Below are 14,937 nucleotides of genomic sequence, written 5' to 3'. Positions count from 1 at the left end.
CATGACTTCCGAACCCTCCCGTCTCGCTCGCTTGAGCATGAGCCTTCCGGCGGAATTGTTCCGCCAGCTCGACATGATGGTGGAGGAACGCGGCCTACCCTCGCGTTCGCAGCTGATTGCCGAACTGATCCGCCACGCTCTGGCCGAGCACGAGGCGCTGACGCGGCCGGAAGATACGCTCGCGGGGACCATCACCATTGTCTATGCCGGTGGCGGCGGACGGGTGCGCCAGCAGCTTGCCGAAACGCAGGTCGATTACCTCAAGGAAGTGATCTCATCACAGCACGTATTCCTTGAACAAGACCAGTCGCTTGAAGTGTTGCTGGTGCAGGGCCCGGCCGTGCGACTGAAGCAGCTATGCGACGCCCTTCGGGCGATCCGCGGTGTGCAGCAATTGCAGTTGGTCACCACCACTGCGCTGCTGCCGCCGCTGCATGAACAGGATGCGCCGCCAGCAAAGGAGGCTGCCGAATGAGCCTCGCCGATCCCAAAGCCGCCCGCGATCACGCACGTGCGCAGGGCGGCACCCGGGTCGAAACCATGCCGATTCTTCCCCCGATAGCTGAGGATCGGCCCGATGGGGTAGCGGCCGAAGACTTGCTTTGGGAGGAAACGATCGCAGCGGGCGGATATGCTGCTCGCAGGCTGCCGCGCGGCGCGTGGCTTCGGTTGATCGACAAGGAAGGGGACGCCTGCGCCAGCCTAAACATCTTCAACGCCGAAATGCCGACTGAGCGGCTCAATGTTGCCGATACAGTCAAGGTACAATGGAACGCCTACCTCGGCGCCGGCAAGCTGCTGCTCAGCGACATGGGCCGCGTGCTCGCCAGCATCATGGAAGACCATGCGGGCACACATGACACCTTCTGCGGTGTATCAAATGCGATCTTTAACACACGAAAATATGGCGATGGACGCAACTCGGGCGCCTTCCCCAACGGGCGTGACCGCCTGATTCTGGGGGCGGCCAAGCACGGGCTGGCCCGCCGCGATGTCCACCCCTGCATAAACCTGTTCAAGGGTACCCGGATCGAGGCGGACGGGGCGATCACCCCCATCATCGGCCCATTCGAACCGGGCCGCGCCATTTTCCTGCGCGCAGAGATGGAAGTGATCATCCTCATCGCCAATTGTCCCCATGTGCTCGACCCGCGGCCCGATTGGAACTCCACTCCGCTGCGGGCCACCGCGTGGCGCGGCCTTACCACCCCCGAACACGATCTTGTGCGCAATGCCACGCCAGAAGGGCTGCGCGCTTTCCTCAATACCGAGGATTACTACCGCCGCTAACCCTCTTGCCCCGAAGGCATAACATGACCAGCGATCCGGCCTTCTCCGGTCTTTCCGGCTCCATCATCCACGACGAGATCGTTCCCGCTCGCGCCCCATGGCTGCACCACGTGGCCATGGGGCAGACGCTCAGGATCGTCGATGTGGAGGGCAATCAGGCTGTCGATTTCCTGATCTATTCCGCCGCCGACGATGCCGAGCGATACAGCGCGCAGGACACGGTTGCCGCACAAGGCAACCTGTTCCTGCGCACCGGCAGCGTGCTCTTGTCAAACGAGGGCAATCCGCTGATGACCATCACAGGCAGCGCGGTCGATTACCATGACACAATCGGCGGGGCGTGTTCATGCGAATCCAATACCCTGCGTTATGGTCATCACACCAAATCCCAGCACGCCTGCGTCGACAACTTCCTTGAGGCAAACCTGACGCAAGCTCGCGGCAAGCGCGATATCGTCTCCAACATTAATTTCTTTATGAATGTACCCGTTGAAGAAGACGGCACGCTCGGCATCGTCGACGGTATCTCTGCGCCGGGCCTGACGGTCGATCTGCGTGCCGAGACCGATGTGATCGTGGTCGTGTCCAACTGCCCGCAGATCAACAACCCCTGTAACGGCTTCAACCCGACGCCGGTTCGCATGATCGTGGCCGCGTGAGTTTCGATGTTGTCCTGATTGCCAATCGCGGCGCGATTGCCACGCGGATTATCCGCACGTGCCGGCAGATGGGTCTGAAATCGGTGGCGGTCTATTCCGAAGCCGACGCAGGATCGCTGCATGTCAGTGCGGCGGACATGGCGGTGTGCATCGGGCCGGGGCCGGCGGCGCAATCCTATCTGAATGTCGAGGCTATACTCGCGACGGCAAAAACAACAGGGGCAGGCGCGATCCACCCGGGATATGGCTTTCTTGCAGAAAACGCCGACTTTGCTGAGGCTTGCTCGGCGGCAGGCATTGCTTTTGTGGGGCCGACACCGGAAAATATCCGCATCTTCGGGCTTAAACATTCCGCCCGCGCGCTGGCTGAGGCGCATGGTCTGCCATTGGCACCCGGCACCGGCTTGCTGACCGGCGAGGACGATGCGGCAGAGGCGGCGGCTCGGGTCGGTTATCCGGTGATGCTCAAGGCTACCGCCGGTGGCGGCGGTATCGGGATGCGCGTCTGCGAAACCGAAGCGGCGCTTCGCGAAGGGTTTGCCGCTGTCATGCGGCAGGGTGAGGCAAGTTTCGGCGATGCGGGCGTTTTCCTCGAACGCTTCATTGCCCACGCTCGCCACCTTGAAGTGCAGATTTTCGGCGACGGAAAGGGCCGTGTCATGGCGCTGGGAGAGCGGGATTGCTCGCTCCAGCGACGCAACCAGAAGGTGGTGGAGGAGGCCCCCGCGCCCTGCCTGTCCGAACCGAAGCGCGCACAGTTGATTGAAACGGCAGTGCGGCTGGGCGAGGCGGCGGGGTATCTTTCAGCAGGCACCGTCGAATTTTTGTATGATGCGCAGCGCGAGGATTTCTTCTTCCTTGAAATGAACACGCGCCTTCAGGTTGAACACGGCGTCACCGAAGAGGTGACGGGCGTTGATCTGGTCGAATGGATGATCCGCGGTGCGGCAGGCGATTTCGCGATGCTTGATGCGCCTGCGCCCACTGTGCGCGGGCACAGCGTCCAAGTGCGGCTTTATGCCGAAGACCCGGCAATGGATTACCGCCCGACCACCGGCACGCTGGTGAATGTCGCCTTCCCTGAAAGTGTGCGCGCCGAAACATGGGTCATGGCGGGCAGCGAAGTCAGCGCCTTTTACGATCCGATGTTGGCCAAGCTGATCACCCGGGCCGACACCCGCGACGGTGCGATTGCCGCGATGCAGATGGCGCTTGATGCATCGCGGATCGACGGGATCGAAACTAACTTGCGCTGGCTGCGCGATGTGGTGCGGGCGCCGGGCTTTGTAAGCGGACAGGTTTCGACAAGTCTTCTCGAAGGCGTCGCACATGCGCCGCTTTCGGTGCGGGTTATCGCTGGAGGAACTGCGACGTCGGTGCAGGACTGGCCGGGCAGACTGGGGCTGTGGGATGTGGGCGTTCCACCAAGCGGGCCGGTGGATGATCTGAGCTTCCGTCTCGGCAACCTGATCCTTGGCAATCCTGAAGGCACGGCGGGGCTGGAAGTGACAGCGAGCGGTCCGACGCTGATGTTCGAGGCGCCTGCGCAGGTTTGCCTGATGGGGGCGGATTTTGGCGCGACGCTGGACGGCGTGGCGGTGGAGCGCGGGGTTTTGCTTGAAATCGCCGTCGGGCAGACGCTGGTGATGGGGCGGGTGCGCGGCGGGGGGATGCGCGGGGCTATCCTGTTTGCGGGCGGGTTGGATGTAGTGCCCTACTTGGGTTCGGCGGCTACTTTCACGCTCGGCAGATTTGGTGGCCATGCGGCGCGGGTGCTGGTGGCCGGTGATGTGCTCCATCTGGGCAATGGCACGGTGGGCGACGGGATTGTGGCAGCGCTCCCTGCGCTGGGGCAGACGTGGGAGCTGCGGGTGCTCTATGGCCCGCACGGTGCGCCCGATTTCTTCACTGACGACGACATTGCGCGGTTCCTCGACGCCGAATGGCAAGTGCATTACAATTCGAACCGCACCGGGGTGCGGCTGGTCGGACCCAAGCCCGAATGGGCACGGCGCGATGGCGGGGAGGCGGGGCTTCATCCGTCGAATATCCACGACAATCCCTATGCCGTTGGCGCGGTGGACTTCACCGGCGACATGCCGATCATTCTGGGGCCTGACGGGCCATCGCTTGGCGGGTTCGTTTGCCCTTTTACGGTTATCGCCGCAGATCGCTGGAAGATCGGCCAGCTTGCGCCCGATGATCGGGTGCGGTTTCTGCCCGTCAGCATTGCCGATGCGAAGGCGGCCATCGCTGCGCCGCTGACCACAAGGCCAGCCTCGATGCCCTCCAGCGCTATTACCGAACTGTCTCCAATCCTCGCCGAGATTCCCGCGCAAGGCAAACGCCCGCGCACGATCTATCGCCAGCAAGGAGACTGCAATATTCTTGTCGAGTATGGCGATATCGTGCTCGATATCGAGCTGCGTATCAGGGTGCACGCGCTGATGCAGGCGCTGGCGCAGACCAAGATACCGGGTGTGATCGATATCACACCCGGTATCCGTTCTTTACAACTGCATTTCGATGGCATCACGCTGGATCAGTCGCGCGCGCTCACCGCGTTGATCGCTGCCGAGCAGGCAATGGGCGATCTCAGCGACTTCGCCATCCCTTCCCGTATCGTCCACCTGCCGCTGAGCTGGCGCGATCCGGCAATCGAGGAAACAGTCCAGAAGTATATCGGCACAGTCCGCGATGATGCACCGTGGTGCCCCGACAACATCGAGTTCATCCGGCGCATCAACGGACTTCCCGACCAGCAAGCAGTGGAAGATCTGATTTTCGATGCCAGCTATCTCGTGCTAGGCCTTGGCGACGTCTATCTTGGCGCGCCGGTGGCCACCCCGGTCGATCCGCGCCACCGGCTTGTAACCACCAAATACAATCCCGCCCGCACCTGGACGCCCCCCAATGTTGTGGGGATCGGCGGAGCATACATGTGCATCTACGGGATGGAGGGGCCCGGCGGGTATCAACTGTTCGGGCGCACCATCCAGGTCTGGAATACCCATCGGCAGACAGATGCTTTCGTGGATGGCAAGCCGTGGCTGCTGCGGTTTTTCGACCAGATCCGCTTTTTCCCCGTCTCCGCCGACGAACTGAGCGAATGGCGGCGCGATTTTCCCCATGGGCGGCGCGCAATCCGCGTTGAGGAAAGCACCTTCCGCCTCGCCGATTATCGCGCTTTCCTGTCTGAAAACGCTTCGAGTATTGCCGCGTTCGAAGCCAGCCGCATGGCCGCCTTCGATGCCGAACGTGCCGCTTGGCAGGCCTCGGGCGAATTCGACCGGGTGAGCGACCTGCTTGCCGCACACGCGGGCGAGAGTGACGCGGGCGCTGTGGAAGTTCCCGAAGGCGCCGATCTGATCGAAGCGCCTTTCGGCGGAAGCGTGTGGAAACTGCTGGTGGCACCGGGCGACGTGGTGGCCGAAGGTGATGTGATCGCAGTGATCGAGGCAATGAAGATGGAATGCCCGTTCGAAGCGCCTTCCAGCGGTACGGTAGAGGCACTTTACATCACCGAACATCAGGCGATCCACCCCGGCGCGCCGATGCTGGCCTTGCGGAGGCATTAATGGTGTTTGACCGACTCAGCGCGACCGTCATCGCTGCCGCAGTGGGCGGCGGTCAGACTTCGGCACTGGCCGTTATCGAGGAGACGCTGGCACGTCTTGCCGCTTATGATGTCCACCAGCCACAGGTGTGGATCAGCCGTGCTGATCCAGATGGCCTGCGCGCAGCTGCCCGTGCGATCGATGCCCGCGTCGCTGCGGGTGAGCACCTGCCGCTGGCAGGCGTGCCCTTTGCGGCCAAGGACAATATCGATGTGGCGGGCATGGAGACGACAGCTGCCTGTCCCGCTTTCGCCTATCAGCCGGATCGCTCGGCCACCGTCATCGAAAAGTTGGAGGCGGCAGGCGCGATCTGTGTCGGGAAGACCAACCTCGATCAGTTCGCGACCGGATTGGTCGGCACGCGCAGCCCCTATGGCATCCCGCGCAATGCCTATAACCGCGATTATGTCAGCGGGGGATCAAGCTCCGGCTCGGCGATTGCGGTCGCGGCAGGGCTGGTGGCCTTTGCCCTCGGCACGGATACGGCGGGATCGGGGCGGGTGCCGGCCGCATTCAATCATCTCATCGGTTTGAAGCCTACCAAAGGCCGATGGAGTACACGGGGGCTGGTGCCGGCCTGTCGCACGCTCGACTGCATTACGGTGTTCACAGACCAGTTGCACGATGCCGCAGCGGTGGACGCGGTGATCGCCGGGTTCGATGAGGGGGATCCATTCTCTCGCCCCGGTACCGATGTTGCTTTAGCTGGTCGCCGGATCGGGGTGCCGCGCCGCGACCAGCGAGTGTTCTTCGGTGACGTGGCGGCCGAATATTTTTACGACCGGGCGCTGGCGGTGCTGGCGCAGGATAGCGAACTGATCGAAATCGACATCGCCCCGCTGCTCGAAGCTGCACGGCTGCTTTATGGCGGGCCGTGGGTGGCCGAACGCACTGCGGCCATCGCCCCGTTGCTGGCAAGCAATCCGCTCGCCATCGATCCCGTGGTGCGTGAGGTTATCGCACCCGGCAGCACCATGCTGGCCACCGATCTGTGGAACGGCATCTACCGACTCGCCGAATTGCAGCGCCATGCGCAAGCTATGTGGGCCGAGGTCGATGTGCTGGCCTTCCCCACCACCGGCACCACTTACCGCGTGGCCGAACTGCTCGAAGCCCCGGTTGCGCTCAACAGCAATCTCGGGCTCTACACCAACTTCGTGAACCTGTTGGACATGGCGGCGGTGGCAGTCCCCGCCGGAAAGCGCGACAACGGCACGGGCTTCGGGATCACGCTGATCGGACCTGCACACAGCGACCGCGCATTGATCGCGCTCGCGCAATCCTATCTGGCGTCTGCCGATCTTCCGCCGCCCCCGCCACTTGATCTTGGAGAGCATATGGACACTGTCAAACTCGCTGTCGTCGGCGCACACCTCGAAGGGATGCCGCTGCACTGGCAACTCACCAGTCGCGGTGCGACCTTTGTCGGCGCCTTCACCACCGCAGCCAATTACAGGCTCTATGCTTTGGCTGATATCGTGCCGCCCAAACCGGCGCTGGTCCATAGTTCCGAAGGCGCGGCCATCGCGCTGGAGGTGTACGAGCTTGATCCGGCCAGCTTCGGCAGCTTCGTTGCCGAAGTCCCCCCGCCGCTGGCTATCGGCACGGTAACGCTGGCTGATGGCAGCAGCGTCAAAGGCTTTGTGGCTGAACCGCGTGCGCTGAACGGTGCGCAGGACATCACCCACCTGGGTGGCTGGCGCGCATATATCGCGAGCCTTTGATCGTGATGCTGCGCCGTGCGTTGATTGTCAGGATCCCCGGATGAGTTCCACGGCGCTCGACCGCTTGCTTGCGCTGGTGCAGGCCACGGGCGACCCCGCCGACGTGGAAGTCGTGGCCGAATTGCAAACCGCATTTGTAGCGCTGCAATCCGCTCGCGATGCAGCCGAAGCGGCGAATGAGGCGAAGACCCGGTTTCTTGCCAGCGTCAGCCACGAAATCCGCTCGCCGCTCAACGCGATCTATGGCTATGCCCAATTGCTCGAGCGCAACGAAGGGCAGGGCGCGGTGCGCGCCGCACAGGTCATTCGCCGTAGCAGCGAGCATTTGTCGCATCTGATCGAGGGCCTGCTCGACATATCGCAGGTCGAAAGCGGCGCGTTGAAACTCAGCCGCGACACGATCCGGTTTCGATCTTTTCTGGAACAGTTGATCGATATGCTGGAATTGCAGGCTCGAGCGAAGGGTATTGCGCTCGCGCTGGACTGTCCCCCTGGTCTCCCCGAGTTCGTTCGTGGCGATCAGAAGCGGTTGCGGCAGGTCTTGATCAACCTTGTTTCCAACGCGATCAAGTTCACAGACACAGGTTCGGTGACGCTCAAGGTGCATTACCGCAATGAATTGGCGACATTTGCCGTGATCGATACCGGCATTGGCATTGCGCCGGAGGACATTGTCCGAATATTCACCCCCTTCGAACGTGTGGCGGGCGGGGCCGAGGGGCGGCCCGGCATCGGGTTGGGTCTCGCGATCACACAGGCGCTGGTGCGGATCATGGGCGGGGATATTCAGGTAGAAAGCACTTCGGGGCAGGGATCGCATTTTTCAGTGCGGTTGATGCTTTCGCAGCCGCTGGAACCGCCTGTCGACGCTGGCACCGGCGCGGGCGGGGTTCAGGGATATGTCGGGCGCACCCGCAGCTTGCTGCTGGTTGATGATGATCCGGCCCACTTGGCGATGCTTACTGGCTTGCTGGAACCGCTCGGCTTTGCGGTTGCCACGGCGAGCGATGGCGAAGCGGCCCTTGCACTGGCGGCACGGGTGCAGCCCGATCTGGCGCTGCTTGACGTTTCGCTCCCCGGAATGGGGGGATGGGAAATTGCCGAGCAACTGCGACAGCGGTATGGACCGGCTGTGCGGATCGTGATGCTTTCAGGGGAGCATGAACCTCATCCCGCAAATGGTGTGGAGCGCTCCGCCAACGATATGTTCGTGATGAAGCCCTTTGCTTTCGATGTCCTGCTTGACGTCCTTGGTGAACAGCTTGGGATCGAATGGCTACACGCAGGTGGCACGGGCATGAGCGCCGTACGCCCTCTTTCAGCGCAGCTTCCGCCAAACCTGGCAGGGCCAGCCCGCCCCCATTTTGCGGCAATCGAACGGTTTGTGCGCATTGGCCATGTTCGCGCGATCGAGAGCGAGATTGATGCCATTGCCGCGCTGGGCGAGGAAGCGGCGCCGCTGGCAGACAGAATGCGCGGTTGGCTGGATTCCTTCGACCTTGGTGCCTTGTCGGCCTGCGCAAAAGCGGCACAGCGGGATGACTAAAAGGGATTGTATTTTGGTGGTCGACGACAACCCGGAATCTCTCCGGTTTCTTGTCGACACACTTGAATCGGAGGGCATGACGGTGCTGATCGCACGCAGCGGAGAGGCAACTCTGGAATTACTGGATGAGGTTGCGCCCGATCTGATCCTGATGGACGCAATCATGCCTGGCATCAGCGGGCTGGATGCGACCCGCGCAATCAAATCCGATCCTGCAACTGAACATATTCCGGTAATCTTCATGACCGGCCTGAACGAGCCGGAACACGTCGTTGCGGCACTTGGAACAGGCGGGGTCGATTATGTGCGAAAGCCGATCGTGATCGACGAGTTGCTGGCGCGCATCCGTGTGCACCTTGCCAATGCGCGCGTATCCTTCCGCTCGCGATTGGCGCTGGGGCTGGCGGGGCGCAGTCTTGCAGCGCTTGACCGGGATGGTGCGATCATCTGGTGCACGCCGCAAGCCGAGACATTGCTCGTGTCAATCGACCCCGAATGGACTGCCAGTCGCGGCGGCTTGCCTCCGGCCTTGCTCGGGGCTGTCCGGCAATTGCTGTCAGATGCGTCGCAACCCTTGCCGGTAATCCGCGCTGATGTGAGGGGCATGGCAATCGAACTTGCTCTGGTTGCTACCGACCGCCCCGACGAAACATTGCTCCGCATCACCGAAGTGCGCGAGGACAGCAAAATCGAAGCCCTGCAAAAACAAAGCGGGCTGACCCGGCGCGAAGCCGAAGTGTTGTTGTGGGTCAGCTACGGCAAAACCAATCGGACGATCAGCGAGATTCTTGGTATTAGCCCCCGCACGGTCAACAAGCATCTGGAACAGGTTTTCAGGAAACTCGGAGTGGAAACACGCGCTGCTGCCACCGCGATTGCGGTGCGTCATCTTGCCGATTGATACGCACTTCGCCTGAATAGAACAAACTTCTCAAGGGTTCGCGCAAAACTACGTCATTTGGCCACTTCCTCGCAAGGGTGAGGTTGCCAAGGGTGCGAAAGCGAACTGGACGGCACGGGTGATCCCACTCTTCGCGTCAGGTGAGCCACATTGCGGGGCGCGCAGCCAAACAGCTTGAGTGGAGTTCGTGATGGCCGGAGTAAAGGTTGGCAAGCGGATCATCGGGGCAGATGCACCTGTCATTGTCGGCTGGGAAAACATCGGCCGGGTTCAGGGCGGGCCATTCAAGCAGTTATTTTTCACTTATTTTCAGCCCGTGATGCTCATTGCTGCAATCCTGTTCTGGTATTACGCGCCGAATTGGCTTGCCGTTGCTTCCACCGCGATCGCTATCCGGCTTGGCTGGACAGTCCTGTTGCTGGGTCTCGAATGGGTCAATCCGCGCTATGAAAGCTGGCAACTGACATGGAAGGAATTCGCCACTGACGTATTCTACGTCGGGTTGGGCGTTACCTTCCTCGGCATGGTTGATAGCTACATTGGTGATGGCGAAATCATCAAGGCAGTCCAGGGCGCTTTCGATTGGGACAAGTTCAGCTGGTTCACCAGCATGCCGCTGCTGGTGCAGGCACTTCTGATTTCGATGATCTTCGACTTCGGGCAATACTGGATGCATCGCGGAATGCACAACTGGTATCCGCTATGGCTGACCCATGCGCCGCACCATTACATTACCCAGCTCAACGTCAACAAAGGCGCGGTCGGCAACCCGATAGAGCTGTTCCTGATCGGCCTTGGCATTGGCGGATTGTTCGATTTTCTCCCGCGCGCCTTCCTGCTGGCGGGTGCAATCGGGATGACGGTGGCGGTCTATCAGCATATCAATGTGCGCTTCAACACACCGCGCTGGTGGCGTTTTGTGTTCAACACGGTGGAGCACCACAGCGTCCACCATTCGCAAGATTACGAAGCAACCCGCAGCAACTATTCCGGGACATGGATCATCTGGGACAGGATATTCGGCACTTGCGTGGATGGCGAGGCTGAAGTGCTTGGCATGGAAGGCGGACGCCGGATGGATATCCGCGAGACAATGATCTACCCCTTCACCGAAGGGTACAAAACCGCCAGATCAGCCATCGATCGCCGCTTTGGCCGTGAGGCTGCACCTGCACCGCACCTGGAACCGGCAGAGTGAGAGAACTGGCCGAGGGCATCGCCAATCATGCGCACGAACCTTGGAATCAGGCCGGCTTGCCCTCTGCACAAAACGACAAGCGAGGTTTGCGGCTACCCCTGATCGACAACATCTGGCGCGTGCGCGGAGAGCTTCCGCTGGATCCGGCACTGTCGCCCAATGAAGCCTTTGCGCGGATTGACCCGCTGCTACGCACACCGGGAACCGAGATACTGGCAGCGAACGAGACGCTCAGCTATTCCAAGCACAACCCCGCCGCACAGGACAGGCTGGCGACCTTCACGCGTGGAAGCTTCAGGATCGAACGTTCCTCAGCCGGATCGGTGTTGCGGTTTGATTTGTTCAGTCATGCGTTGTTGTTGTGCTTCCTTGCACCGCTGCTGTTCATCGGCTTTGCGCAACTCGCAGTGGCGATAAACACATGGGAAAAGGCGGGGACCGAGGCTGCCGCAAAGCCAAAGGAAGATGACAAGCCGAAGCCGGTCAAAACGCTCAATCCTGTCGATCAATTTCTGGGTGCGCCTGCGCCCGAAGACCCGAACACGAAGAAAGATGAAAAAGAGGACGAGGGCCGCCATTCGCCTAATGGCGGTTACTTCATGGCGGGGCTGTTTGCGCTCATCTATCTCGTTGGCCGCTGGCTTGAACCGTGGCTCGTTCGGAGGCGTCTGCGGGCAGCATTGGAATCACCGCGAGACTCTGCCTAGGACATACGTGCAAAATTGGCGACACCGGGCGCGGATATGCGCGCGGTGTCATTTGCTGCGGGCAAGGGCGGATCATGCGGCGCAAGTGCCGACAGGGCGGCGGTGACCATCTGCACCTGATCATCAGCGATCGAGTAAAAAACCAGCTTGGCATCCTTGCGAGTGCTTACCAGCCCGGCCTTGCGCAGCACGCCAAGCTGCTGCGAGAGGCCGGGCTGTGTGATGCCTGACGCTGATTCAATCTCGCCGACATTGCGTTCCCCCGCCGCCAGCGTCGCCAGAATGTGCCAGCGCAGCGGATGGGCCAGAGCTTTGAGCGCCTCGATCAGATCATCATCTGCCATCACCCGGGCTCCCCGACATGGCGCAAAAACCAGTTGGTCGCATCCTCTGCCGCGAACACCTCGTCAAGATCATGCGTCGGCGCTTTTAGCAACGGTTCGCCCGGCTGCCAGTTTGCCGGTGCCAGCGCGTCGCCCGCGTCGATTGCCTGAAGTCCGTCGATAATGCGCAGCATCTCCGGCACCGAGCGGCCAAGGTTGGCCGGATAACAGGTCATCGCCCGTATCACGCCCTTGGGATCGATGAAGAAGGTGGTGCGCACCGTCGCGCTGTCGTTGTCCTGCGCCGACACCATGCCGAAGGCGCGACCAACCACCAGCGTCGGATCTTCGACGATTGGAAAGCGCACTTCGATCTCAAAGCGATCTCGGATCATCCTGAGCCATGCGAAATGCGAGAACAGGCTATCCACCGACAGCGCCATCAGCGCGCAGTCCCGCGCCTCGAATGCAGCCGTTTCGCGCGCGAGAGCAACGAATTCGGTCGTGCACACAGGTGTGAAATCCGCCGGGTGCGAGAACAGTACAAGCCATCGCCCGCGATAGGACGAAAGCCGTACGGGGCCGATTGTGCTGCGCGCCTCGAAATCCGGCGCGAGATCGCCGATCCGCAACCCCGCGCAAGGGGGGAGGCTGGTGTGTGTCTGATCCATGCCATGCTTCTAGCACTTGACAGAGGGATTGCAATACATATACACAATTTATGAAATCAATTGGAGAATTGTCATGAGCGCGAACGACACGGTTCTTGAAGCTGCGACCGAACAGGTGCTGCACGCCGCCGCAGATGCTGCACTCCGTCCGGAAATCGCCAGCTTTTTTGATCCTGCCACCTTCACCGTCACCTATGTTGTATCCGATCCCGCCACGCGGGAGGCTGCGATTATCGATTCAGTGCTGGACTTCGATCCCAATTCGGGGCGCACGGCCACAGAGTCCGCTGACAAGGTCATCGACCATATCACTTCGCATAATCTGAAAGTGAAATGGCTGCTCGAGACCCATGCCCACGCCGATCACCTGTCGGCGGCGCCCTATCTTCAAGAGAAGATTGGCGGGGAAATCGCCATCGGGGCGGAAATTGCAACCGTCCAGAATGTGTTTGGCAAGCTGTTCAATGCCGGCACCGAGTTTGAGCGCGACGGTTCGCAGTTCGATGCGCTGTTCAAGGATGGCGATACTTTCACCATTGGTAACGTGCCGGTGACTGTCATGCACGTCCCTGGTCACACACCGGCGGACATTGCCTATGTTGTGGGTGACGCAGTGTTCACCGGCGACACCATGTTCATGCCCGATTACGGCACGGCACGCGCCGACTTTCCTGGCGGCGATGCGCGCACGCTGTTCCGGTCGCTGCGCCGCATCCTGTCGTTGCCTCCTGAAACGCGGTTGTTCATGTGCCACGACTATTTGCCCAAGGGACGCACGACATACGTTTGGGAAACCACCGTAGCGGCCGAGCGCGAAGGGAACATCCACGCGCATGACGGCATCACCGAGGACGAATTCGTCCAGATGCGCGAAGCGCGCGATGCAACGCTCGATATGCCTCGGCTGATACTGCCTGCGGTGCAGGTCAATATGCGCGCAGGCCATTTGCCGCCTGCGGATGAGAATGGTGTCACCTATCTCAAGATTCCGGTGAACGCGGTATGACCTTGCCCGGATTTCCCGATGCAGCCCCGCTTGCGGGGCTGGCCGGTGGAGTGCTGATCGGGCTGGCTGCGGCGCTGATGCTGCTGGGTGCAGGGCGCATTGCCGGAGTGTCCGGCATAGCGGCCCGCGCCTTCGGGATCGCAAGCAGTTCCATGCCCCGCGCTGGCGCCTGGGCATTTGTCATCGGTCTGCCGCTGGGTGCGCTGATCGTGGCGAGTTTTTCTGGCGGGGCCGCACCGGCCTTCGCGGGGCCGGTGACGCTGGCCATCGCAGGGCTGATCGTGGGTTTCGGCACTCGGTTGGGTAGCGGCTGCACCAGCGGGCACGGCGTATGCGGCATGAGCCGCCTTTCGCAACGGTCGTTAGTGGCAACAGCAACCTTCATGATCACCGGCTTTGCCACGGTGGCAGCAATGAATGCTCTGGGGTTGGAGGTGTTGCCATGATCCGCGAAACGCTGGTTCCGCTCGGGTCAGGTGTCATTTTCGGGGCCGGATTGACGCTGGGCGGAATGACCGACCCGGCGCGGGTGCGCGGGTTTCTTGACCTGTTCGGCGCATGGGATCCGACGCTTGCCTTCGTGATGGGCGGCGCGGTGCTGGTGATGGCAATGGCCTGGCTGCTCCAGCGAAGGATGCTGCGTCCATTCTTTGCCGATGGTTTCTCCTTGCCCGACCGCAATGACCTGACCCCGCGTCTGATCGGCGGATCGGCGCTGTTCGGGATTGGTTGGGGGATCGCCGGTTTGTGCCCCGGGCCCGGTATTGCCGCGCTGGCAATCGAGCCGCTATCCGCAGCAATTTTTTTGATCGCAATGCTGGTTGGCATGTTCGCGGTTCGCCTTCTGGAAGGAAATGCGTGATGGAACTTCACCAGGTTGACGCCGATTTCGCAGTAGCGCCGCAAATGCAGCCCGAGGAACTGGCCGGCCTTGCTGCGGCAGGGTTCGTCGCGGTCATCTGTACCCGGCCTGATGCCGAAGAACCGGGCCAACCGCCACTTGATGTGATGCGCAACGCCGCGCAGGCAGCAGGGATCGCCTTCCACCACATTCCCGTTGCGGGCGGCATTTTCCCGGCAGCATCTGTAGCGGCCTTTGGCGCGATCCGGCGCGGAACACATGGCAAGGTGCTGGGCTATTGCCGCTCCGGCACACGCGCTGTCACGATGGATGCGCTCGCCAATATCGGAGGTCTGAGCACGGCAGACCGCATCGCTAACGCCAAGGCGGCGGGATACGACCTTTCGGCCTTGGCCGATCGGCTTGACGCTGGCGAATAGGCTGACTGGGCAAG

Annotated in this window: 15 protein-coding genes; 13 read left to right on the top strand and 2 right to left on the bottom strand. The window is 61.5% G+C overall.

Features of this window, described 5'->3' with window-relative positions:
- Position 1 precedes the first annotated feature (1 nt).
- From IP79_RS05615 to IP79_RS05575, 9 genes are all read left to right on the top strand, one after another.
- A complete protein-coding gene (locus IP79_RS05615) occupies positions 2 to 475 on the top strand; it encodes a CopG family ribbon-helix-helix protein (protein ID WP_054118304.1) in 474 nt (157 codons plus the stop codon).
- Positions 472 to 1,290, top strand: a complete 819-nt coding sequence (locus IP79_RS05610) for an urea amidolyase associated protein UAAP1 (RefSeq protein WP_054118303.1) — start codon at positions 472 to 474, stop codon at positions 1,288 to 1,290. The genes IP79_RS05615 and IP79_RS05610 overlap by 4 nt, the downstream gene beginning before the upstream one ends.
- A gap of 23 nt (positions 1,291 to 1,313) precedes the next feature.
- Positions 1,314 to 1,949 carry an urea amidolyase associated protein UAAP2 gene (locus IP79_RS05605; RefSeq protein WP_054118302.1) on the top strand — a complete coding sequence of 212 codons (636 nt, stop codon included), beginning with the start codon at positions 1,314 to 1,316 and terminating at the stop codon, positions 1,947 to 1,949.
- Positions 1,946 to 5,527 (top strand): urea carboxylase, encoded by a 3,582-nt coding sequence (uca, locus tag IP79_RS05600; protein ID WP_054118301.1) that lies wholly within the window; start codon positions 1,946 to 1,948, stop codon positions 5,525 to 5,527. Before IP79_RS05605 ends, uca begins: the two co-directional genes overlap by 4 nt.
- On the top strand, positions 5,527 to 7,290 hold the full coding sequence (gene atzF, locus IP79_RS05595; protein WP_054118300.1) for an allophanate hydrolase: 1,764 nt from the start codon (positions 5,527 to 5,529) through the stop codon (positions 7,288 to 7,290). The genes uca and atzF overlap by 1 nt, the downstream gene beginning before the upstream one ends.
- A 40-nt stretch (positions 7,291 to 7,330) precedes the next feature.
- Positions 7,331 to 8,836 carry a hybrid sensor histidine kinase/response regulator gene (locus IP79_RS05590; protein WP_054118299.1) on the top strand — a complete coding sequence of 502 codons (1,506 nt, stop codon included), beginning with the start codon at positions 7,331 to 7,333 and terminating at the stop codon, positions 8,834 to 8,836.
- Positions 8,837 to 8,852: 16 nt separating this feature from the next.
- Positions 8,853 to 9,737 carry a response regulator gene (locus IP79_RS05585; RefSeq protein WP_324608174.1) on the top strand — a complete coding sequence of 295 codons (885 nt, stop codon included), beginning with the start codon at positions 8,853 to 8,855 and terminating at the stop codon, positions 9,735 to 9,737.
- A 190-nt stretch (positions 9,738 to 9,927) separates the two neighbouring features.
- A complete protein-coding gene (locus IP79_RS05580) occupies positions 9,928 to 10,935 on the top strand; it encodes a sterol desaturase family protein (protein ID WP_054118321.1) in 1,008 nt (335 codons plus the stop codon).
- A gap of 86 nt (positions 10,936 to 11,021) precedes the next feature.
- Positions 11,022 to 11,642, top strand: coding sequence for a hypothetical protein (locus IP79_RS05575; RefSeq protein ID WP_082337037.1), 621 nt, complete (start codon positions 11,022 to 11,024; stop codon positions 11,640 to 11,642).
- Here IP79_RS05575 and IP79_RS05570 read toward each other — a convergent pair.
- Entirely contained in the window at positions 11,639 to 11,986 is a 348-nt protein-coding gene (locus IP79_RS05570) for an ArsR/SmtB family transcription factor (RefSeq protein ID WP_054118296.1), read from the bottom strand. The two genes, IP79_RS05575 and IP79_RS05570, sit on opposite strands and share 4 nt — an antisense overlap.
- Positions 11,986 to 12,636: a peroxiredoxin gene (locus IP79_RS05565; RefSeq protein ID WP_054118295.1), complete on the bottom strand. Its 651-nt coding sequence runs from the start codon at positions 12,634 to 12,636 to the stop codon at positions 11,986 to 11,988. Before IP79_RS05565 ends, IP79_RS05570 begins: the two co-directional genes overlap by 1 nt.
- A gap of 73 nt (positions 12,637 to 12,709) precedes the next feature.
- On the opposite strand from IP79_RS05565, the gene IP79_RS05560 reads away from it, so the two are divergent.
- The 4 genes from IP79_RS05560 to IP79_RS15645 are packed head-to-tail and all read left to right on the top strand — an operon-like array spanning position 12,710 to position 14,923.
- Complete coding sequence (locus IP79_RS05560) at positions 12,710 to 13,642, top strand: MBL fold metallo-hydrolase (protein ID WP_054118294.1); 933 nt, start codon at positions 12,710 to 12,712, stop codon at positions 13,640 to 13,642.
- Positions 13,639 to 14,088: a YeeE/YedE family protein gene (locus IP79_RS05555; protein WP_054118293.1), complete on the top strand. Its 450-nt coding sequence runs from the start codon at positions 13,639 to 13,641 to the stop codon at positions 14,086 to 14,088. Before IP79_RS05560 ends, IP79_RS05555 begins: the two co-directional genes overlap by 4 nt.
- Positions 14,085 to 14,504, top strand: coding sequence for a DUF6691 family protein (locus IP79_RS05550; RefSeq protein WP_054118292.1), 420 nt, complete (start codon positions 14,085 to 14,087; stop codon positions 14,502 to 14,504). Before IP79_RS05555 ends, IP79_RS05550 begins: the two co-directional genes overlap by 4 nt.
- Positions 14,504 to 14,923, top strand: coding sequence for a TIGR01244 family sulfur transferase (locus tag IP79_RS15645; RefSeq protein ID WP_054118291.1), 420 nt, complete (start codon positions 14,504 to 14,506; stop codon positions 14,921 to 14,923). The genes IP79_RS05550 and IP79_RS15645 overlap by 1 nt, the downstream gene beginning before the upstream one ends.
- Positions 14,924 to 14,937: the final 14 nt, after the last annotated feature.

This window comes from Porphyrobacter sp. AAP60 (assembly GCF_001296025.1).
In the GTDB taxonomy this organism is placed as follows: domain Bacteria; phylum Pseudomonadota; class Alphaproteobacteria; order Sphingomonadales; family Sphingomonadaceae; genus Erythrobacter.
Note: the sequence above shows the minus strand (reverse complement) of the source record. Positions and strands in the feature narration are given on the sequence as shown.